At 41.0% G+C, this 22,684-nt stretch carries 16 protein-coding genes; 4 read left to right on the forward strand and 12 right to left on the reverse strand.

Going from position 1 to position 22,684, the window contains the following annotated elements; translation table 11 throughout:
- Positions 1-17 precede the first annotated feature (17 nt).
- The 6 genes from H6G97_RS10070 to H6G97_RS10095 form a co-directional block, all read right to left on the reverse strand.
- A complete protein-coding gene (locus tag H6G97_RS10070; RefSeq protein WP_190940472.1) occupies positions 18-902 on the reverse strand; it encodes a VCBS repeat-containing protein in 885 nt (294 codons plus the stop codon).
- A 514-nt stretch (positions 903-1,416) separates the two neighbouring features.
- Positions 1,417-2,184 carry a superoxide dismutase gene (locus tag H6G97_RS10075; protein WP_190940473.1) on the reverse strand — a complete coding sequence of 256 codons (768 nt, stop codon included), beginning with the start codon at positions 2,182-2,184 and terminating at the stop codon, positions 1,417-1,419.
- A 111-nt stretch (positions 2,185-2,295) separates the two neighbouring features.
- On the reverse strand, positions 2,296-3,438 hold the full coding sequence (locus H6G97_RS10080) for an ABC transporter ATP-binding protein (RefSeq protein ID WP_190940474.1): 1,143 nt from the start codon (positions 3,436-3,438) through the stop codon (positions 2,296-2,298).
- A 304-nt stretch (positions 3,439-3,742) separates the two neighbouring features.
- Entirely contained in the window at positions 3,743-4,015 is a 273-nt protein-coding gene (locus H6G97_RS10085) for a BrnT family toxin (protein ID WP_190940527.1), read from the reverse strand.
- Positions 4,016-4,037: 22 nt separating this feature from the next.
- Positions 4,038-4,241: a type II toxin-antitoxin system HicB family antitoxin gene (locus H6G97_RS10090; protein ID WP_190940475.1), complete on the reverse strand. Its 204-nt coding sequence runs from the start codon at positions 4,239-4,241 to the stop codon at positions 4,038-4,040.
- Positions 4,242-4,266: 25 nt separating this feature from the next.
- On the reverse strand, positions 4,267-4,995 hold the full coding sequence (locus tag H6G97_RS10095; RefSeq protein WP_190940476.1) for a GUN4 domain-containing protein: 729 nt from the start codon (positions 4,993-4,995) through the stop codon (positions 4,267-4,269).
- Between the two features lie 274 nt (positions 4,996-5,269).
- Here H6G97_RS10095 and H6G97_RS10100 point away from each other — a divergent pair, with 274 nt between their 5' ends.
- Entirely contained in the window at positions 5,270-6,691 is a 1,422-nt protein-coding gene (locus H6G97_RS10100; RefSeq protein WP_190940477.1) for an NADP-dependent isocitrate dehydrogenase, read from the forward strand.
- Positions 6,692-7,531: 840 nt separating this feature from the next.
- Here H6G97_RS10100 and mtnA read toward each other — a convergent pair.
- The 6 genes from mtnA to H6G97_RS10135 all read right to left on the reverse strand — a co-directional run bounded on the left by mtnA (position 7,532) and on the right by H6G97_RS10135 (position 17,230).
- On the reverse strand, positions 7,532-8,593 hold the full coding sequence (gene mtnA / locus H6G97_RS10105; protein WP_190940478.1) for an S-methyl-5-thioribose-1-phosphate isomerase: 1,062 nt from the start codon (positions 8,591-8,593) through the stop codon (positions 7,532-7,534).
- A 116-nt stretch (positions 8,594-8,709) separates the two neighbouring features.
- Positions 8,710-10,719, reverse strand: a complete 2,010-nt coding sequence (locus tag H6G97_RS10110) for a cation:proton antiporter domain-containing protein (protein WP_190940479.1) — start codon at positions 10,717-10,719, stop codon at positions 8,710-8,712.
- A 311-nt stretch (positions 10,720-11,030) separates the two neighbouring features.
- Positions 11,031-12,419, reverse strand: coding sequence for a cytochrome P450 (locus tag H6G97_RS10115; RefSeq protein WP_190940480.1), 1,389 nt, complete (start codon positions 12,417-12,419; stop codon positions 11,031-11,033).
- Positions 12,420-12,702: 283 nt separating this feature from the next.
- Entirely contained in the window at positions 12,703-14,607 is a 1,905-nt protein-coding gene (gene dxs, locus H6G97_RS10120; RefSeq protein WP_190940481.1) for a 1-deoxy-D-xylulose-5-phosphate synthase, read from the reverse strand.
- Between the two features lie 615 nt (positions 14,608-15,222).
- Positions 15,223-15,669: a hypothetical protein gene (locus H6G97_RS10125; RefSeq protein WP_190940482.1), complete on the reverse strand. Its 447-nt coding sequence runs from the start codon at positions 15,667-15,669 to the stop codon at positions 15,223-15,225.
- A 589-nt stretch (positions 15,670-16,258) separates the two neighbouring features.
- Positions 16,259-17,230, reverse strand: a complete 972-nt coding sequence (locus tag H6G97_RS10135) for an RsmB/NOP family class I SAM-dependent RNA methyltransferase (protein WP_190940528.1) — start codon at positions 17,228-17,230, stop codon at positions 16,259-16,261.
- Between the two features lie 196 nt (positions 17,231-17,426).
- Between H6G97_RS10135 and H6G97_RS10140 the strand changes: the two genes are divergently transcribed.
- The 3 genes from H6G97_RS10140 (at position 17,427) to H6G97_RS10150 (ending at position 22,684) form a co-directional block, all read left to right on the forward strand.
- Entirely contained in the window at positions 17,427-18,845 is a 1,419-nt protein-coding gene (locus H6G97_RS10140) for a DUF2157 domain-containing protein (protein ID WP_190940483.1), read from the forward strand.
- Between the two features lie 171 nt (positions 18,846-19,016).
- The gene (locus H6G97_RS10145) at positions 19,017-19,727 is read left to right on the forward strand and encodes a GDYXXLXY domain-containing protein (protein ID WP_190940484.1); all 711 of its coding nucleotides are present in this window, start codon (positions 19,017-19,019) and stop codon (positions 19,725-19,727) included.
- A gap of 416 nt (positions 19,728-20,143) precedes the next feature.
- Complete coding sequence (locus H6G97_RS10150) at positions 20,144-22,684, forward strand: CPBP family glutamic-type intramembrane protease (protein ID WP_190940485.1); 2,541 nt, start codon at positions 20,144-20,146, stop codon at positions 22,682-22,684.

The raw sequence follows: 22,684 nt of genomic DNA on the forward strand, positions 1-22,684 counted from the left end.
CAAACAAAATTTTAGTCCTAATTCCTCAAAATATACCAAGTGCCATTACTTGGTCGCCATACTGCGAAGTCACTTTTAATAGAGAAATTATAAATGGCAGGGACAGGAATATCACCATTTACGCCCAATTCTCTAGTAACTAATTTACCTGTAGAACTGTTAATTATATACCAAGTACCATTACTTGGTCGCCATACTGCAAAATCAGCTCTAGTATCATCATCGTATTTACCAGGGGCAGCAACATCACCAGTTACGCCCAATTTTCTAATAACTACTTGACCCGTATAACTATTAATTACATACCAAGTACCATTACTGGGTCGCCATAGTGCAAAATCAGTTCTACTATCATAATCATAATCGCCAAGAATGGGAATATCGCCATTTACACCCCATTTTTTAGTAACAGTTTGACCTGTAGAACTATTAATTACATACCAAGTGCCATTACTGGGACGCCATACTGCAAAATCAGTTTTACCATCATTATCATAACTGCCGGGAACAGGAATATCGCCATCTATGCCCAATTGTTTAGTAACAGTTTGACCTGTAGAACTGTTAATTACATACCAAGTGCGATTACTTGGTCGCCATACTGCAATATCAGTTATCCTATCACCATCATAATCGCCGCTAACGGGAATATCGCCATTTACACCCCATTTTCTAGTAACTGTTTGACCTGTAGAACTTTTAATTACATACCAAGTACCATTACTTGGTCGCCATACTGCAATATCAGTTCTACCATCCTTATCATAATTGCCGGGAACGGGAACATCACCAGCTACACCCAATTTTTTAGTAGTAACTTGAGCTTGGGCTTTAAAATTTAAAATTCCAAGAAATAATGGAACAGTTAAAGGAAGCATAAATAATTTGCAACCAATCTTCATGAGAATATACTCCTTATAATCAAAATGACTCAAGAGTGTTTTTCTTCAAATTGCACATTTGAAGAAATGATTTTTAGCTTTATGCGTTGTCATGACAAAATCTTAAGTTTTAATGTTATATAGCTTTTGTTTTTCATAAGTAATTTAGCACGATAGATGTAACGCCACTTCTTACGATGGGGGGAGTTATGAGCATAGCCTTCCTGTTACAGAACTCTATGCAATGTAGTAGCTTTGCCTATCATAGGAATGAATCATATTTGATTTTTGAAATTATTTACGTGCTACGCGTTCGCGCAGCGTCTCGCAGAGAAACACGATAGGTGGGGAATATGGAATCACGCTTTTCGGGTTGAGGGCGAGCTTTTTCAGAAATCAACTCATAGCCCTATACAAGCGAATCATTCTGAAAAAATAAATGATGATGAGCTTATCATACGCAGAAAAATGGCAGCAGAATATTGTTTCTGTTGCCAGCTTTTAAGCGCCTATAACTCTAAAATTTTGTCTGGTTTCAGACAAATCTAGCTGCTGCTGCAAACCGCTTGTTAATCTCATCCCAATTAACTACGTTCCACCAAGCATCCAAATAATCGGCGCGGCGATTCTGGTAATTAAGATAATATGCATGTTCCCATACGTCATTACCCAAAATAGGATATTTACCTGCACTTAAGGGACTATCTTGATTAGCTGTAGTGGTCACTTCCAATTTGCCACCTTTGTTACGCACTAGCCAAACCCAACCACTACCAAAACGACCAGCACCAGCTTCGTTAAACTTTTTTTTGAAAGCTGCAAAAGAGCCAAAATTTTGATTAATCGCGGAGGCGATATTTCCTGTTGGTTCTCCTCCACCTTTCGGCTTCATAATTTGCCAGAACATTGAGTGGTTCACATGACCACCGCCATTATTGCGTACTGTATTACGAATATTTTGTGGTACATTATCAAGTCTCTGCAACAGTTCTTCAACACTTTTACCTTTGAGTTCTGGGTGTTTGGCTAACGCTGCATTCAGGTTTTTCACATAAGTTGCGTGGTGTTTATCGTGGTGAAATTGCATCGTTTTGGCATCAATGTGTGGTTCCAGTGCTTCGTAAGCGTAAGGTAAAGGCGGTAATTGGATAGCCCCTGTTGTATTTGGTGTTCTATTTGGTGTTGTAGCGGAAGTTGCAGTATTTTCTTGAGAAAGTTTCTCTGCCGATGCACAAGCATTTAATGCAAAAGCACCCGCACCTGCTGTTAGTAAGAACAAGAAATTGCGTCGATTAATAGTCATATAAGTTTTTGCAGCGAATCCATTAAGTCTCTATTGCAGTTTTTATTTTCTTAGATTCTGGCTACAAAAAATTGGTAATTGGCGATTATTTCTGGCAGTTTAAGAAACTCTTTATAAGATTCTGCCCCCAGTTTTGGGATCAAACACAAACAATTGATTTAAATCGAGTTCTAGAGAAAGGCGATCGCCTGGACGCGGACGCACATCCGCACCCACCTGAATATTCAATACCACCGCCGAACCAGGTAAGCCAGCACGAATCAAAGTTTCCCTTCCCAAAGGTTCCACCACCTTAACTTCCACAATCAACTGACTCTCATTTGCTTCTTGGCTGGTTGGCGGTAGCCTGCGGCAAGCCGTTCGCGTAGCGTCTCGTAGAGAAGCGTCTACGTTAATAAAAATATGCTCTGGACGAATCCCCAAATCATAACTATGTCCTTGACGCAACTGTAATTTTTCTTTTACAACTGCTGGAATTGTTAATAACTGTCCACTTACATCAAAAGCGTTATTTTCATAGATTGCAGGCAAAATATTCATTGGTGGACTGCCTAAAAAAGTTGCCACCATCTGATTACTAGGACTTGCATAAATAGTTTGGGGATCGCCAATTTGTTGAATCCGTCCGCGATTTAGCACGACAATTTTATCAGCCAGAGTCATCGCTTCGACTTGATCGTGGGTGACGTAAATTGTTGTAATGCCTAATTCTTGATGTAGCTGTTTCAATTCTGCCCTTGTATCATCGCGTAATTGGGCATCTAAATTAGATAAAGGTTCATCAAGTAAAAACACTTGGGGTTCACGAGCGATCGCTCTCCCTAATGCTACCCGTTGTTGCTGTCCCCCGGAAAGTTGTTTCGGCTTACGATCCAGCAAATGATCCAGAGAAAGCGATCGCGCCACATTCATCACGCGTTCTTGAATGATTTTCCGGTCAACCTTCCGCATTTGCAAGCCAAAGCCGATGTTTTCTGCCACACTCATGTGAGGATAGAGGGCGTAGTTTTGGAACACCATCGCTACATCCCGTTGTCTGGCTGGGATATTATTCACCAAGCGATCGCCAATATAGAGTTTGCCAGATGTAGCGGTTTCTAAACCCGCGATCGTTCGCAAAATTGTAGACTTACCACAACCCGATGGCCCAACTAAAACCCAAAACTCGCCATCAGGAATTTCAAAGGTAATATCCTCGATCGCGGTGACATTATTAAACCTACGCTTAATATCTTCTAGACGAACGTTTGCCATTATCAAATTTGATATTTTCAGTTTGGGATCTGCGGCACTTCCAACTCACTACTAGGAGGTTTTATCCACCCCTTCTGAGGAACTGTGAGGCTGCTTTGCAAGTGCAGAAACTTGATTGTCCTGCACAACTCCAATCAGAAATCTTAGAGCCTCATTCACAGCATCGGCATTAGGAAAAACCTCTGCAACATCAGGTTCTCAACGAATTGTTGTTTTCCCAAAGCTTTTTCGTTCCGGGCCGAACTTTCTGACTTTTAGACTTTTTAAGTCATACTCTGATCGCAGTTCGTCTTCCATTTCTGGCTTATCCTTCTTTGTATGCTTCTCCCTCGGATCGTGTTACTTCTCTTGCACTAATGAGACGAATCGAATTTCCTTTCTCTGTATACGACATGATTAGTAAACGTCCCCGATTTGACTCTCCAATAATAAGGTAACGCTCCTCATCATCAGAGTGGTCTGGATCATAGAAGTCAACATAGAGCGGATCGTCGAAAACAGTTTTGGCTTCTTCAGAGGAAACCTGATGTTTTAAAAAATTTATTGCTGCTTTGTTTTCGTTCCACTCAAACTTAATGAAATTATTAAATCTCTACCTTTTAAATACCTATAAATTCTGGTATTTCTTCATCACTTTGTGTTTCCAAACAAAGTTCAATTACTTCTTTGATATTAGCCATCAACTCATCAATTCTTTCTCCTTGACTGTAACAGGCTTTTAGCTGAGGGACTTCTCCAACATAGTAGCCATCTTCATCCCGTTCAATGATGACGTAAAATTCTCTGTTGGTGGGATTGATCATAATCTATTTGTACATAGGCTCAAAATCATTGTTCTGGATTCTTCGACCAAGCTGGGTGAGAAAGTAAAGAAGCAAAAACTCGTACTCCCCGAAGTTGATTAGAGAGGGGTAAGTGACCTCTAGGCGCACTCAAATCCCAGGTAAACTCGTTAGGGTATCGTGTCCAGTTATTACCTGCTTTCCAGCCAATTTTCGGCCAGAAGTTCTCCCAGTTTTTGCCCAAACTTAACCAGATTTCTCGCTGCACTGAAAAACCAAATTTACCTTCGGAGTGGACTAGCCAGAGGTTGTTAATGGTTTGCAAGTCAACAGCCGAGGTATTTTCTACCTCAGTAAAGTACAACCATTTTCGTTGTACAGCCGTTGGCCCTGATAGTTCACACATTTTTTCGATGGTGACGCGATCGGCTGCTTGGAAGTCTTGAACAGCTAGTAGCTGTTGCAAAGAATTATAGTTAATCCCGCACTCTGATTTTAGAGGTACAATTCCTTCAGGAAAAGAGGAGCGCAGAAATTCTTTGGCTTGAGGTACATCAGAGTTGTAGAGGACTTGGTAAGCTTTGCCATCGATCCAAGTCGCTGGGTTTTCGCGTCGTTTCAGTAAAAATTCCATCAACACGTCTAATCCCTCATTACCTAACTCAGCTAATTGTGGGATTATCTGTTGTTGGACTTTTTCAGACCCAGCGATTAACGGTCGTCGGAGGGAGTCGATGTCATTTGCAGGGCCTGATAAAATCATTGGGTCTGTCATGCCATTCTCGTTTTAGCGGTCAGTGAAAGAGCGGTAAGCTATCTTGCTCCTCCAAGGTGAAGCACTGATAGCGAAAAGTAGTTTACTATTTTTAATCGTACAAAATTGCGATCGCTTCACTGAATCCCACACTTAATCCCCAAATAATGTACAAGGGAAATAGGGGGAGAATCTGTGCCTTATGGCTTGGTGAACAAAAGACATAGCAAAATATACAAGCCTGCCACATAAGGTTTTTTTGAATAGCAGCGTATCGATTAGGAGTGTGTGAAGTATGTACGAAAAGATTACCCCCCCCGCAGCCGGAGCAAAAATCACCTTTAAAAATGGTGAACCAATCGTACCGGACAATCCAATTATCCCCTTTATTCGTGGCGATGGTACAGGTATAGACATCTGGCCTGCTACCCAAAAGGTGCTAGATGCTGCGGTAGCTAAAGCATACAAGGGTCAGCGTCAAATTAGTTGGTTTAAGGTTTACGCCGGGGATGAAGCCTGCGATTTATACGGCACATACCAGTATTTACCTCAAGACACTCTGACGGCAATTGAAGAATATGGTGTAGCGATTAAAGGGCCTTTGACTACTCCCGTTGGGGGAGGAATTCGTTCTTTAAATGTAGCGCTGCGACAAATTTTTGACTTGTATGCCTGCGTGCGTCCTTGCCGTTACTATGCAGGTACGCCCTCACCGCACAAAAATCCCGAAAAGCTGGATGTAATTGTTTATCGGGAGAATACGGAAGATATTTATTTGGGCATTGAGTGGCGACAAGGTAGCGAAATCGGCGATCGCTTAATTAAAATTCTCAATGAAGAACTGATCCCCGCCACCCCAGAACACGGGAAAAAACGCATTCCTCTTGATTCTGGTATTGGCATCAAACCCATCAGCAAAACTGGCTCCCAGCGCCTAGTCAGACGTGCCATCAAACACGCGTTGCTATTGCCCAAAAACAAGCAACAAGTCACTTTGGTGCATAAGGGCAACATCATGAAGTACACCGAAGGCGCTTTCCGCGATTGGGGTTATGAAGTAGCAACCAGCGAATTTCGCCAAGAAACTGTCACCGAACGGGAATCTTGGATTTTGAGTAACAAGGAAAAAAATCCGAATATTTCCTTAGAAGAAAACGCCCGCGAGATTGATCCTGGGTTTGATAATCTCACCGATGAGAAGAAAGCGCAAATTGTCAAGGAAGTCGAAACTGTTCTTAACACAATTTGGGCAACCCACGGCGATGGCAAATGGAAAGAGAAAGTTTTGGTGAATGACCGAATTGCTGACAGTATTTTTCAACAAATCCAAACCAGACCGGATGAGTATTCGATTTTGGCGACAATGAACTTAAACGGCGATTATTTGTCTGATGCGGCTGCTGCCATTGTTGGTGGATTGGGAATGGGGCCAGGGGCAAATATTGGTGATTCTAGTGCCATATTTGAAGCTACCCACGGTACTGCACCCAAACACGCCGGATTGGATCGGATTAATCCTGGTTCGGTGATTTTGTCTGGTGTGATGATGCTGGAATTTATGGGTTGGCAAGAAGCCGCAGACCTAATTAAGAAGGGTTTAAGCGATGCGATCGCGAGTAGTCAAGTCACCTATGATTTAGCCCGTTTGCTAGAACCGCCAGTTAAACCATTAAAATGTTCTGAATTTGCTGAGGCAATTATTCAGCATTTTGGTTAATTCTATTAGGGTTAATTAGTCAATTGATCCCCCTAATTCCCCCTTAAAAAGGGGGACTTTGAGAGCTTTTGCCCCCCTTTTTAAGGGGGGTTAGGGGGATCAAAAGTCTGTAACGCAACTCTAAAAGACTTGTGTCTACACCGTAGCTTTGGCAAAGGGGGATTAGGGGGGTAATTCAACTTCTGTGTACACCGTAGCCTAGAAAGGTCAAAGTGTATTGCTTCCATTTGAAAACCGCTATAGTTTAACTTTTAGCTGTTATTTGTTCGTTGTCTAGGCTTTTTAAGCGAATGACCAAACAACTTTGAGAAAGCTCTAACAATTTCTATTTGCTAAGTCAGCATTTTTACTAAATCAACCATTTTAAAAAAGCGAAATGGCATTTTATTTGCAAAAAACCCCAAGATTCAGAAAGCGATCTGGGGTTTGAGAAAGCAAAAGCTTCTTTTACTTACGGAAAACACCGAAATGAGTAAGCAAACTGGGGTTTGAGAAAGCAAAAGCTTCTTTTACTTACGGAAAACACCGAAATGAGTAAGCAAACTAGGGTTTGAGAAAACAAAAGCTTCTTTTACTTGCAGAAAACACCAAAATGAGTAAGCAAACTGGGGTTTGAGTAAGTCAAAGCTTATTTTGAGAAAGTAATTGCAGATTTTGCTTATTGAATTTAGTCAAAATATGAAGTTTAGATAAAATTATTGAAAAAATTGCTGATAAATTTTGATCCGTCAGATTTTAAAGTAGTCAAAAAACAAAGTCCCCGGCTTTTCTAAAAAGTCGGAGATTTTTTTGGGGCAATTCCTTATAAAGTTTCCGTTATTCGGATTTAAAGCGACTCAATTACACTAATTGCTTTACCTGTGATTTTGCTAATTTATCAGGTGCGATCGCTCCATTCTCTGTAATGATCGCTGTAATCAACTCAGCCGGAGTCACATCAAAAGCTGGGTTATAAAAATCTACACCCGCAGGAGTGAGAATGGTATCACCAACTTGATAGATTTCTGTTGGTTCGCGTTCCTCAATGGGAATTTGGCTACCATCAGATAATTCAAAATCAACGGTAGAAAGGGGTGCAGCGACAAAGAAGGGGATATTATGTGCTTTAGCTGCGATCGCAACACTATATGTACCAATTTTGTTAGCAGTGTCGCCATTAGCAGCAATGCGATCGGCACCTACAACTACAGCATGAATCAAACCCTGTTTCATGCAATGGGCTGCCATATTATCAGTAATTAATGTAACTGGAATACCTTCTTGGACACATTCCCAAGTGGTGAGTTTTGCACCTTGCAAACGGGGACGGGTTTCGTCGGCAAATAAACGTTCTAAACGTCCTTGTCTCCATGCAGAACGCACCACACCCAAGGCTGTGCCATAACCAGCAGTAGCTAGCGCCCCAGCGTTACAGTGAGTAAGCAGCCTCAGCTTTTCTGGGGTAGACGGTAAAACAGCCAAACCATGATCACCGATCGCTTGACAGGTTTGCAAATCTTCAGCGTTGATTGCTTGAGCTGTTTGGAAAAGGGTTTGCTTAATCTCTTCTATTGTTCCTAGCGTTTCGTAGGCGGCTTTCATCATTCGGCTAATTGCCCAAAATAAATTTACCGCCGTTGGACGAGTAGAACGCAACAACTGGGCTACTTTATCTAAGTGTTGCAAAAATTCGTGGCGATCGCTTGTTTGAATTTCCCTTGCACCAAGATACATTCCATAAGCCGCAGCCACACCAATTGCTGGCGCACCTCGAACAATCATCGTTTTAATTGCCCGCGCCATATCTTCACTGCGGTGAATTTCCACGAATGTATATTCGTTTGGTAGGCGGGTTTGATCAATTAGTGACACTGAGTTGTTGTGCCAAATAACGGGATAAACCTGGTTTAAAGAAGGTGTCACGTCGCTTCGCTCCGAATTCAAAATTAAAAATTCAAAATTTAAAAGTCATAGGAAGATATTGGGTATTGAGGATTGGACATTCTCACCTCTTCGCCTACTTCTTCCTAATCTTGGGACTATTTGGGAAAGTAGGCAATAATCATAGCAACTTCAGGATGATTGCGAGCGATCGCCTCTGGTATTCGACCAAAAAGTGAAACGAGTTGAGTTTTCTGCTCAACAGACCCGTTTAACACTAGCAAATCGTTGGGTTTGAGTAAACGAGAAACTTGCTGCACAAAATTGCCTCGCACGTTTTGAATGGGTGTATCTTCTGGTAATTCGGCATTACTCAAATCGATAGGTACTCCCCGTGTTGTTACAACTTGTAAAAGTTGTACGGTTGCTTTGAGTTCCGTTGCCAGACTTTTGGCTAATTGAATACTGTCTTTAAAAGAACTAGCATAAGTTTGCTGGGTAGTGAAAGCTAGAAAAACTCGTGTTGTATGCTCAATTGGCAATGGGAATCGAGTTACCAAAACAGGTACTGCACTACGATGTACAATCTTGTCAATGACACCACCAAAGAGATTTTCCTGATAACTAGAGTAACCTTTCCAGCCGCAGACAATCACACTGGCCTGCTTCTCTTCTGCCACACGAGCAATTCCCTTATCAATTGATTCATCAATCCGACCAATGGGAGTAACATTCACGACCGCAGCATGGGCAATCATTTCTGCGGTTGACAGTAATTGGTTTTGTCTAGCTTTGTCCTGTGGAGGAATAGGGGAATTTTGCTCAAGTAAAATGTGGACTGGTAATAAAGTACCGGTTGCAGATTTTGTTAAAAGTATTGCCAACTTCAGTAGGTTATCTTCAGTGCTGGGGTTAGCTACTGGTATTAAAACGCGATCGCCTAGGCTTCCTCCCTGACGGATTGAACTACTAGCCTCTCCTGGCTTGATTTTTCTTCCCCACCGATCTGTTACCCAAGGAGAAGCAATGCAGGTAACTAAAATCATAGCGATTGTGCCATTCACTGTTAACTGATCGACCAACTCGATTTTGTAAGCAACGGTGATTGCAGCCAGAGTGGAAGCTGCCTGAGCTACTGATAGCCCAAACATCAACATGATATTGTCAAAGTTGAATCCAAATAACTTGCCCGAACCCCATGCAGGAATCAACTTAGCGATAATGGCAACAGTTACCATGACACCAGATACTAAGAGCGATCGCGGTTCTTGAATCAGAATCAGGGGATTAACCAACATTCCCACAGAAATCAAGAAAAAGGGTACAAACAGCGTATTCCCAATAAATTGAATTCGATTCATCAAAGGGCTAAGTTGCGGAATTAGCTGGGTAATAGCAACTCCAGCTAAAAAAGCGCCAATAATCGGCTCAATTTGGATTAATTCTGCCCCATAGGAAACCACAAACAGGGTAGCTAGAACAAAGGTAAACTCTGCCCCTTCATCATGTCCAAATCGTTGAAAAAACCAGCGACCGAGACGAGGTACACCCCATAGCGTCAGAAATGTGTAGATAATCAGTGAAGGAATCAGGAATAACCAAAACTGTAGGCTTAAACTGCCTTCATGCGCTCTCACTACCACCGCTAAAACCAAAAGTGCCAAAACATTGGTAATTAATGTGCCTCCGAGAGTGGTAGTCAATGTCTGAGAGCGCATAATTCCCAATTTACTAACAATCGGTAGTGCTAGTAGCGTATGAGAAGCAAAACAAGAAGCTACTAGGATGGCAGGTAATACACCATAGCCGATGGCCATCATCGCTACAGTACCTAATGCCATCGGCACACCAAAGGTAGCTAGTCCAAATATGACTGCTTTATCAGCGTTATATTTTAGGTCATCCAAGCTAGTTTCCAGTCCCGCCATGAACATGAGAAACAGCAAACCAACTGTGCCCAAAAGTACAATCGTGTTATCCCGTGCTAATAATCCTAGTCCATTGGGGCCGACTATGACCCCCGCCAAAATTAATCCCACAATACCTGGTAGTCGGATTCTCTCAAATAGCAGGGGTGCTATCAGCATAATCCCCAAAATCATCAGAAAAACTGGTACTGGGTCTTTAATAGGTGTAGATAATACCGAAGCTAGCAAAAAATTAGTCATACTCGACCCTAGAGTTGCGAAACATTTCTAACTCAATATTGGAAAATGCTGGCGACTTAACTTTATACCGCTTTTTCGTTGTCTGCAATCCACTTTGTAGGAGAAAGGGGCTAGTATACTGTGGCGCAAGTTGCCTAATTTTTTACTTGAATGCACCCTGATGATTTCATTTTAAAAACCAAAATTTGATTAACAAGAAATAATTCAGGAGTTCAGAATTCTGTGCGACTGGTCGATAGCGTAGCTCTTCGATCCTGCGAACATCTTGATTCTGTATTCTTCTTTAACTATTTCTACCTTTTTCGCTACTGCTAATAAGAAGTTTGTACTTGTTGATGTTTCCCATCTTTAGAAGCGGCTGACGCAATCTGCTTGAGTTGTACCTTCAGTCCGTTTTCCGGGCGTAAGGTAATTGAAGGCTGGGGCACGATTGGGTATCCTGGTACTAAATCTATTTGAAAGCTTTGAGCGATCGTCGCTAATAATAAAGCCGCTTCCATCTGAGCAAAACCTTTACCAATACAAATCCTTGGCCCATCACCGAAGGGAAAATATACTCCTTTGGGAAGTTGCTTTTCAAACTCCTGCGTCCATCTTTCTGGTTGAAAAGCTTCAGGATTTTCAAAATACTTTGGATGATGGTGCATTACCCATTGGCTGATCATGATTGCCATGCCTTGAGGAATTTCGTAATCACCAATCTGGGTATCTACTGCTGCTTCCCGTCCCATGAGAGGTACTGGAGGATATAACCGCATTGATTCTTTGATAATTTGCTGTGTATAAACTAACTGCCCAAGGTCTTCGAGTGTTGGTAACTTTCCTTGCAAAACTTGGTTTAGCTCTAATTCTAATTTTTCACGCACTTCGGGATTTTGCGCCAAGAGCAACCACGTCCAGGATAAAGTATTTGCAGTAGTTTCATGTCCTGCCAACATTAAGGTAGCGACTTCATCCCGCAGCAATTTATCATCCATCTGTTGACCTGTTTCTTCGTCTTTCGCTTCCATTAACATTGTCAACAAATCATTGGTTTTTTCTTTACTGTTGCGACGCTCTTGAATCAGTTTATAAATAGCTTCATCCATTTGGGCAATAGCATCACGATAACGGATGTTTTCAGGTCTGGGAAACCACTCCAACACCAGAAAATTCTGCCGCCGCTTACTTTCAAACCACTGCATTGCCACATCTAGCGCATTGGCAACAATTTTCGCTTCCCCTGCATCTACATCAGCGCTAAATATGCACTTCATAACTATTTGCAGCGTCAGGTGCATCATATCTTCATGAACATCATGAGTTTCACCATCGTGCCAAGTTTGAAGCATTTGGTTGGTGTACTCTACCATTATTTGGCTATATGTATTAATCCGTTTTTGGTGAAATACTGGTTGAGCAAGACGACGTTGCCAAAACCAGGATTCTCCTTCTGCACTTAACAGTCCTTCTCCTAATAAAGTTCTTAAAGCACGTAAGCCTCGGCTTTTAATAAAATCGTTGCGGTTTTTAAGAACTTCTTCTATATATTCAGGATTAGTCACTAAACAACTAGGCGTTAACCCTAACTGTAAGGGAACAATATCACCATAGTCACTACAACGGGTAAGAAATCCTAGTGGGTCTTGTCCAAGTTCAAATAAATGTCCAACTATTGAGTTAGCGGAAGATGCTGGTAACTCGAATACATCAGCAGCCATAGCAAAAAACCTCTAGGATGGTGTATATTCAATAACATTAATTCAACGTTAATATTGAATCGTCCTCCAATAGAGGGATTAGGTTAACTGCTAGATATTTCAGAGGGGTTTGTAGTATCTTCATGAAAATAACCCCAGAATTTGGGGTTATTTTCATAAAAATATTCTGATTTAAAACGAACTAGTAGTTCGCTTTCGTGACGAAAGCGGAGTAAAGGGTAAGAGGGAAAGGGTTTAATCCCTTTCCCCAGTCCTCACTTAGCATTTTTGGGTTGGCAGACTACTAGACGACAGCAGATACTTGCTGCTTAAAGAAAGCTTGTAACACTCTCTCTGCTATTTGATGGCTAGTTAAACCTAGTTCTGTCTTAGATTCATTGGGTTCAGCATGATCTACCAATACATCTGGTACACCGAATCGCTTGACAGGAACGAGAATATCTGCATCTAATAAAGCTTCGGCGATCGCACTACCAAAGCCACCCATCACACAGCCTTCTTCTAAGGTGACAACACGGCCAATTTTCTTCGCTAAAGGTAAAATCAACTCGGTATCCAAAGGCTTAACAAAACGGGCATTAATTACAGTTGCTTCAATGCCGTGTTCGCTGAGAATTTCCGCAGCTTGCATTCCTGGATAGACCATTGTGCCATAGCCGACGATTAACACGTCATCGCCTGTACGCAGAATTTCGCCTTTGCCGATTTCCAAAGGTTCCCAACCTTCTTCCATCAAGGGAACGCCATAGCCATTGCCACGAGGATAGCGCATAGCGATCGGGCCAGTATGATTAACGCCAGTTACGATCATGCGTTGCAGTTCTGCTTCGTCTTTGGGTGCCATAATTGCCATGTTGGGAATGCAACGCAGATAGGCAATATCATACATACCTTGGTGGGTAGGGCCATCAGCTCCAACAATTCCTGCCCTATCCAAGCAGAAAAATACTGGCAGGTTTTGAATGCAGACATCGTGAATTATCTGGTCGTAGGCGCGTTGCAAGAAGGTAGAATAAATAACAGCAACGGGGCGCATTCCTTCGGTTGCAAGTCCTGCGGCTAAGGTGATTGCGTGTTGTTCAGCAATGCCAACATCAACATATTGATTGGGTAGTTTTGCTTGAAGTTTATCTAAACCTGTGCCCGTTGCCATCGCCGCAGTAATCCCAACGATTTTCGGGTTTTGTTCGGCAAGTTTCACTAAAGTGTGAGAAAAGACTTTGGCATAAGCCGGGGGTTTGGGTTTGGTAGAAGGAATGGCTTTGCCAGTTGCTACGTTGAAGGGGCTTTGGGCGTGGTAGCCAACTTGATCTAGTTCGGCAATTTCATAACCTTTGCCTTTCACTGTTGCCACATGTACCAAAACTGGGCCTGGTATCTGATGTGCTTGTTGGAAGGTGGCAATCAATTCTTCAAGGTTATGCCCATCCACTGGCCCAATGTAGGTAAAGCCGAGTTCTTCAAAAACTGCGCCGACTTTGGGAACCGCCAAGCGCTTCATACCTTCTTTGATGCGTCCGAGTTCAGGAGAGAGGGATTCGCCAACGAAGGGAATTTGCTTAAACTGTTCTTCAAGATTATCTTTAATAAATTGCACCGGTTGGCTGAGGCGCATTTTGTTGAGATAGCGGGGAATCGCGCCGACGTTGCGAGATATAGACATATCGTTGTCGTTGAGAACAACCAACAGGTTGGTTTTGGGCATGTGTCCGGCATGGTTAATGGCTTCTAAAGCCATGCCCCCAGTCAGTGCTCCATCACCAATAACAGCAACGGCTTTAAATTTCTCCCCTTTCAAGTCTCGCGCTAAAGCCATTCCCAATGCTGCCGAAATACTTGTAGAAGCATGTCCAGCCCCAAAGTGGTCAAATTTGTTTTCACCGCGTTTGAGATAACCGGCAACTCCGTCCTTTTGTCTAAGGGTGTGAAAGCGATCGTAGCGTCCTGTAAGCAGTTTGTGGGGATAAGCCTGATGTCCTACATCCCAAATCACTTTATCCCGATCTAAGTCCAGTGTTTGGTAGAGTCCTAGTGTTAATTCGACAACACCCAACCCTGGGCCTAGGTGTCCACCATTAACTGCTACCGTTTGGAGATGCTTATCTCGAATCTGACGGGCAATCTGTTGCAGTTGGCGAACAGATAAACCGTGCAACTGATTAGGATGGGTGATTTCGCTCAGATGCATATTATAGGGTTTTCCTCTCTAACTTCAAGTTTTCGGTATTTTGATTTTCCCACGGTCGCGTTGTTTAAATAATCAGAGTCTTACATTGTTACTAAGTTGTAGTGGAAATTATAACTTCGTAATTGATAATGGTGGAAAAGATGTTAACCATTCACAATTTGTCAAATCAGGTTCCGATTAATTAAATATGTAGCACATTTGTCAATAAGTAATGCTACTTAACAATAAACTTTAGCCCGTATACAAAAGCAAGTTTTTTAGGAGAAACTTGCGGAAATTCCCTAAGCAGATTACTCAATTTCAGCCTCTAAAGTTTAGTACAAGAAAAGTTAAATATTTGATTTCTAACTATATATCTAACATAATTGATAATAAATATTTAACAATAGTTTCTTCTCTTCTTCGTTGATAGCAGCTAATTTCGCTATTTTATGTAGCGCCATAAGTATGTATTTAAAGTTACTTAGATATCAAGGAAGGCAGGAGGCAAGAGGAAAACTGCTCGATGTTCGCGGACTCACTAACAACAAGATTCCCGACTTCTATAAGAAATCGGGAATGTAAACTTTTGATTTTTACAAATCAAATAGGATTGCTATATATCTATGCTATGCTCTATTTACCAAAAGCATCCTTGATGTTATCAACAGTACGTTCAACAACATTCTTTGTGTTGTCTACTGCTTCTTTAGTCCGAGTCGCATCTTCGTCTGCTCTTCTTTGAATTGTAGCCGCATCTCTCTTTGCTTTGCGCTCAACAAAACTACCATTGTCTGTTGCTTGATCAACTTTACTGGCGTTGCTCTTGGCAGCTTCCTTAACTTTATCTTTTGTATCTTCGATGAAATTTTTGGCTCGTCCAGCATCTTTACTGGTTTTTTCTTGAACTTTATCGCCTGCGTCTGATGATGCAATCAAGGTTGCGCTAGGCGCAGCCATTGCTGAAGTGTTCGAGAAAAATGCACCTTGCCAAACGAAAGCGATCGCTAACATACAAAACAGCGTTGTAGCCATCCAGCGTTTTACTGTAGAAAGCTGTTTTGTAACATAATTCAGTTTCATAGAACACAATCTCATGTAACTTAGTATACTATTTCTACTTCATTTCGCTTATAAGCCATATCGATCCCTAGATAGAATTTCTTGCATCATTAGTATGAAATGAATTCACTATTTTGATAGATTGAGTTTTTAGCAGAAATTATTTTCCCTGATAATTAAGGAGCGAATTAAATAATTCATAAATTTTCAGCATGGGCGATCGCACTTAAAATTATCCCAAATTATTTATAGATTTTTAGGGGCGCAAGGCTTTGCGCCTCTACTCCCAGAGTCGGAAATATGAATATACCGTAAAATCGTGAAGCATCATTCGCCACAAGCAACCTGCACGACGCAATATATAAAAAATCGCATTTACTACTTCACGCTTTTTTGCACGATGAAAGCTTACGTTCTGCTAAACTAAAAAACATCTAATTTGCATAATCAAATTAAATATAGCTCTTGTGGGGTAGGCATCCTGCCCGTCTAGTATATGCAATTTAAATGTGGAACAGCTTATAACCATTGATTATATAAAATTCCATTCGATGAAATGGTATCCCGTCATTCACGAATAATCTAAGATTGCCAGATACCTCCAAGATAACTAACTTGACTTGTTGATATTCTGGTAAATATACAGCGAAGATATTGTATTGAAATCTACTTCTTCAGATTTATATTCATCCTCGTTAGTATTTTTAAACAGGGCTGTAAACGCACCAGCACCTAACCTATGTTGAGGGAACATCCGATAACAAGGCATCGTAGTTAAATGCGATTGGTATTTAGCAAAATAGCTAATTTTTATTGCCTGAAACTGTGGAAATCGTTCTAAAAACCATTCACAAACTTGCTCATTTTCTTCTGGCGAATATGTGCAAGTCATATAGGCAAGATAACCTTGTGGTGAAACAAGTTTAGCAGAGTTAGCTATAATGCGTTTTTGCCGATTTGCACTCTTATTAATAGCAGTTGGGTGAAAACATCCGGGAGCTTTTTCACCTTTAGCAAGTAAAGATTGTCCAGTACAAGGAGCATCTACTATTACTAGATTACTAGAGCCGGGAAACATTTCCGCAAATATACTCGAATCTCTATTAACCACTGCACTAGGGCTAATCTGGCAACGCTTCAAATTAGAAATTAGCATACCTAGACGTTTACCAATAACTTCATTACTGATGAGTAAGTCAGGTTGTAAAGCTTTCCAAGCGAAGATACTTTTACCTCCTGGTGCAGCACACATATCAAAAATTAAACTCACTGGCTGAGGAATTGCTAACAAAATAGTAGCTGCAAACACCGAAGAAAAATCTAAACAATAAAAATATCCTTGTTGATGTAACGGATGCTGACCGGGTTTTTGTCCTAGAGTTAAGCGGTCTATAAATTGTGGTTGCCAAGAGGTTAGTGTTTCTACTGCTAAAGGTGAAATCTCCGGTTTTTCTTGACACCAAAGAATACTGGGTAAAAAAGGCTGAGGATTGATTAAAGCCTCAATAAACTTTTCTTGTTCATCTACATTAGTGAACAAACGCCGCGAGACTTTAAGTAATAAATTAGAAGGTTTTTCCATTTGAATAAATATAATATCAATTGTCAATTATCTGTAACCTAACTTTCTTAATTACGAATTAGTACGTTGTATCAGAATTGAAATCAAACTGTTACACAAGAACAATGTAATTAAGGCTTTTGGCTTCATACTCAAAATATAATGACCGCCATTGGGATCGCAATGGCCAAGCTACCCCACTGCACCGGAGAAGGTCATGATCTTAGAAAACTTTCCGCAAAAATTACGCAAAGAAGCACACTTATGGAGGGATGAAGGATTAATTAGTTCTTCGCAATATGAGCAGATAGCAGAACGTTACAAATTTAAAAACCTGGAAGCTGCTGCACGCGATCGCAATAAGGCGATCGCCATCGCAATCGGCAGCATCCTTTTGTGCTTAGGCATAACTACCTTTGTAGCAGGAAACTGGCAGGGAGGATCGCGAGAAGTCAAAGTTATTCTAATGATGAGTTTGTTTTTTGCGATCGCAATTACTGGTTTTTACAGTTGGAGACAACCTGAAGGTAAAAAGGTAGAACGGAGTAAACGTTTACTGGGAGAGGGTTTGCTAATTTTAAGCGCCTTCATTTTCGGTGCAAATTTACTGTTGATGGCCCAGATGTTCAATATTACCGGTTCAGCTTCCCAACTTTTTCTCGCTTGGGGGTTGGGTGTTGTGGTGATGGCCTTCAGTTTGTGCTTAAATTCTTTAGGAATTCTATCAATTATCTTGGTGGAAATCGGCTATTGGACTGGGCTAGAAGACTTGTGGTACGCTTCAGGTGAGCTAACTTGGTCGCGTTTAGTGGTGCAGCATCTACCTTTGTTGGCATGGCTGGTGTTTGTACCCTTAGCCTACTTCTGTCGATCACGTTGGATTTTTGGTCTAGCAGCCTTTGTTTTTGCTAGTTCCCTACAAGCCAACCTTAATCCCCTACCACTGCTGAATTATGCTGATATAGCCCCTTGGGTGGCATCTTTTGCTTTTGCACTGCCACCTGCATTATTCTGGAGTTATGATGATCTGCTGTTTCCAAGCATAAATTACAGGTTGTTTCAATCTCTAGCCCGTAATTTAGCGTTGGTTAGCTTTGGCATTGTCTTTTATGTTCTATCTTTTCGTTGGGTCTGGGAATCTCCAAATTATGGTTATAATCAGCCAACGAATGTAACAAACTTATTCCAGTCTCTGCCGATCATCGATTTAGGGATTCTCAGCGGTTTGGCGGTATTGCAATGGTTGTTTCTACTGCGTCAAAGGAATAACCCTCCGCGCCGCGAAGTGATTTTCACGACTGCTGTCATTGGTACCTTTCTTGCCTTTATTGTCATAGTACCTTTTTGGCATCAAACTATCAGCCGCATTGATGAACTTGGTATTTTTATTTTCAATGTACTTCTTGCAACATTAGCCTGGGGACTAATTCAAGAAGGATTGAAATTAGGCAACAGAAATTCCTTTTGGGGCGGTATGTTGTTAGTGACACTGCAAATTATCAGTCGGGTGCAAGAGTACGATACTGATTTACTTTTTAAGTCCCTAGTCTTTGTTTTGTGTGGCTCTGCTTTAATTAGCGCTGGACTCTGGTTTGAACGCCGCTTACCTGGTGGTAGCTCTACAAGTAAAAAGTAGTGTAAATTCAGAATGGGCTAAACCTTGGCTATCCGCTAACAGAATTCAGAAATCTGAAATTTGGCTATTATCAAAATCTCTGTGCGTCGAAATTTTTCAAGTTTCTCTGCGTTAGTCCTAATCTCGTTACTTTTGACCTCTTCAAGACCTCTGCTTTTTAGGACTACGCTCATGACTAATAGTTCTTCTGAATCTAAAAATAAACCCTTGTCTCCCGAAGCTGAATTCTCCAGTAAGGTGACTTTTCGGGATTACTTGATTGCTAGTGAACAAAAATCGAATAAGTCCTTACCTTTTTGGCGGTTAATAGCTCCCCTGGCGCTGCAAACAGGGCTAATTATGGCAGTACCAGCCCAAGCGGTTTATACAGATGTTACAGGTAAAACAGTGATTTTACAAACCGTACCTGTAGACCCTAACAATGTGCTAAACGGTAATACCTTAGCGTTAGATTACAATATATCCCGTACCTCAAATTTGAGCAGACTACCTGGTTGGCAAACATTAGTCAGCAAAGGTCGTGGAAGTGGCAGAAGATTGCCTGAAGGAACTAACATCTACGTGACTTTGCAAGAGCAACTATCCACTGGTCGCGGTGTTCCTAGAGCTTGGAGACCATTACGAGTAAGTAGCGATCGCCCCACTACTCTTAGAGCCAATCAGGCAGCCTTAAAAGGTGTTTATCAAGATGGCTCTGTTAACTACGGCTTAGAAACATATTACATCCCAGAAAACCAACGGCAGCAGATTAGGAGCGACTTACAAACCCAACGCGCCCGTAGAGGACAAGTACCACCCATTGTAGTTAAGGCGAAAGTAGATCCTCAAGGTAAAGCAGTACCTGTTAGTATGTGGGTGCGCGATCGCAACTATCGCTTTTAAGCTGTTAAGTAAATAAACATTGCATATTTACACGCCAGATTTATCTCCAAAGTTCTGAGCGTCGGAAGTCCGCGCTCAGAATTTTCTGTTTCTCATTATTTGGTGAAAAAGAGAGACGTAGCCAATACTTTTCGGATAAACCCAATAATCTCTCTTTTGCTCTGGGAAAAGGTTAAAGGGCAAGGGGGAAAGGTAAATTTAAATCCTTTTCCTTTCCTTTTGCTCCTTTAAGCGAAAAATATTGGAGACGTAGCAATCCTACGTCTTTGCAAGGGTTATAGATAAGGCATATTTATTTTCTGGAGATGTCTCATATATCGCCTACATTTAGAATGAAATAGTCGGGGATTACAGCAGAGACTCAAAACATTATATTTAGAGTAAGATTATCAGCAAGTTTGAATTGCTTATAATATATGGTTTTCCGTGGATTGAATCGAAAAGCAAGGCTACTATTTACGAGATTTTTACTGCTAGCCTTCATAGCAGTAATTGTGGTGTGGCAACTCTCGCCAGCACAACCCCAGTTAGTACAGCAAGAAAGCAATTACGCAATACATATTCGACAAAATTTTAATCAATCTAATTTTTACCCCGTTACAGAAATTCCTTCTACAAACCTGTATAAACCTGTTGCCGACTGGGTAGGAAGGTTAATTTTACCCACAAAACAGCAATTACAAGATGGTTTGGATTGGGTATGGATGGAAGTACAATATGCGCCACCTACAGCACAACATTTGGTAGGGAATATTGTGCGTTTGGAGTGGAAAAAGAATCAAAAATTGCTTGGTTTAAATAAAGCAGTAACGCGAGATATAAATTTCACTTCAGAAGTGATTAAAAGTCAAAAGCAAGGAAACATTCATCCTTTTCGATTAAATGGAGTTCGTCAGGTAGGGTTTTTACGCTCTTTAGCTGGTGCAAATCCTGATGATAATGTAATTGTTGCTTTAGATTCAACAACAATAATTGATGCAAGTAAAGAAAAATCTATTTTGCAAATTGAACGCGAACCTGTTTTAGTATCTGGTAGATTTTATGGGTTAGTAAAAATAGTTAAACAGATTAAATCTAGCGACAAAAACATTTTATTTTCCAACGTAAAGCCGGATAGTGATTATTTTTGGGTACAGCATTATAATCCTAATTCGGACAAATTTGATGGTCTTAAAGAAACTGTTCGTATTCCCCAACAAGTAATAGATAAGCGAAATTTTGCTCCTTCAAGTTCGCAGCAAATCGAACAATCATCTGCGGGTGAAGATGGGTGGTATATTTATGGCGCTGCCGATGCAAAGGGCGTATTTACGGTAGTAGCACTTGCACCTCGTTCTCTGCTGCAAATTCAACCCCGTCAAATCATTACTGGTGAGGAATTAGGACTAAATTACATCCAAGAGGTAAATTGGCAAAATACCGAGAAAAATAAAGCTAAATTCAATACTGTATTGTTAAAACCTGTAGAAACACAAAATTCACTTAATCAATCTATATCAAAATGGCAAGAAGGCAATAAAGCTATTGTATTACACCTATTTGGTGGAATTGGCGGACGAAAAGCTGAACCACTGGGAGTACCTTATACTATTACTGGCCATTTTGCTTTTGGAATTGCAGAAGTTGTCCGCGACGAGTTTACTAAGGAATTGCGCTTCGAGACTAAATACCACCAAATTTATGCTCATAACCCCGATGGAATTATTGCCGGGACGCATACATGGGCTGATTATATGGGTAATTTGCAACGTGGTTGGCTGGCAACGCGTCCAGTATCAGATATTCTGATCAAATTTGACCCTGTAACGCAGGATTATGATTTTGATGGTGTTAAAGTTTCGCCTTTAGAGCAATTCCGGCAACAATTACAGATAACAATGGCACGTTATCGGGTTGGTGATGGAACTGGTGGCGCAATGGTATCACCTGCTACCTCATGTATCCAAGACTCAAGCCAAGCGCTTTATGCGGCGATACTGGCAATTAAAAACCAAGTTGCTACAACTCCTAAAATTCAAGCTTGGGTGCGCGCAAATCCTAATCACCCGCAAACATTACGCTTTCAGCAGCTAGTTGAATTAGGTAAATCTTTAGAACAACAATTAGCACCTTTAGGTATAGTTCGCGCTGATTGGCAAAGTCAAGCAGGGATACTCGCAGGTACGGGGATAGGAAAAACCACGAAACCATTTCAAGATGTTAGTATTTGGGCTGGTTTGACAACATGGCGAACAATTATGCCTAGACTTGCACATGACGACCTCGCCGCAATTTTTTTAAAACATGGTGCAGTTATGCAAGTGTTGCGAACTAATCAAGTAGGTGGCTGGCAACCCAATATTACACCCATTGCACCAACAGCACTTTTGGGGCAAATCAAGATTCCCTTTACCAATATTTCACCCCTTTCAATTCTTTTAAATCGGACTTTCGCATCCTTGGCAGTGCCGACGCTAAAAGATTGGTTAGTTAGTTTTGTATTGCTAATAATTTATAGTATTATCGCTCTACCTTATGGTTGGAAATTGGGATTTTTACAGGTAGAACTTTGGTCTGTAAGTTGGATTGATAAATGCTTGTTAATATTACGTTGCTTATTTTTACCTGCAATTCTTGAAGAACTTTTGTTTCGCGTTTTTTTGCTTCCTCATCCTAGCGAAATTACCAATTGGTTCCAATGGTCTTTGTGGGCAACAGTGAGTTTATTATTATTTGTTTTGTATCATCCATTGAATGCTAAAACATTTTTTAAAGCTGGAATTCCCACATTTTATAATTATGCTTTTCTTGTTTTAGCTGCCTTTTTGGGAATTGTATGTACTATTGCATATACCCTTACAGGCTCTTTGTTTGTAATAGTTTTAATTCACTGGGTTGTTGTAGTAGTTTGGTTAACTGTTTTTGGAGGAATCACAAAATTAAATAATAATCAAAAAATTCATAACACTAAGGTTTAA

The sequence above is a fragment of the Nostoc flagelliforme FACHB-838 genome, assembly GCF_014698065.1.
In the GTDB taxonomy this organism is placed as follows: Bacteria; Cyanobacteriota; Cyanobacteriia; order Cyanobacteriales; family Nostocaceae; genus Nostoc; species Nostoc flagelliforme_B.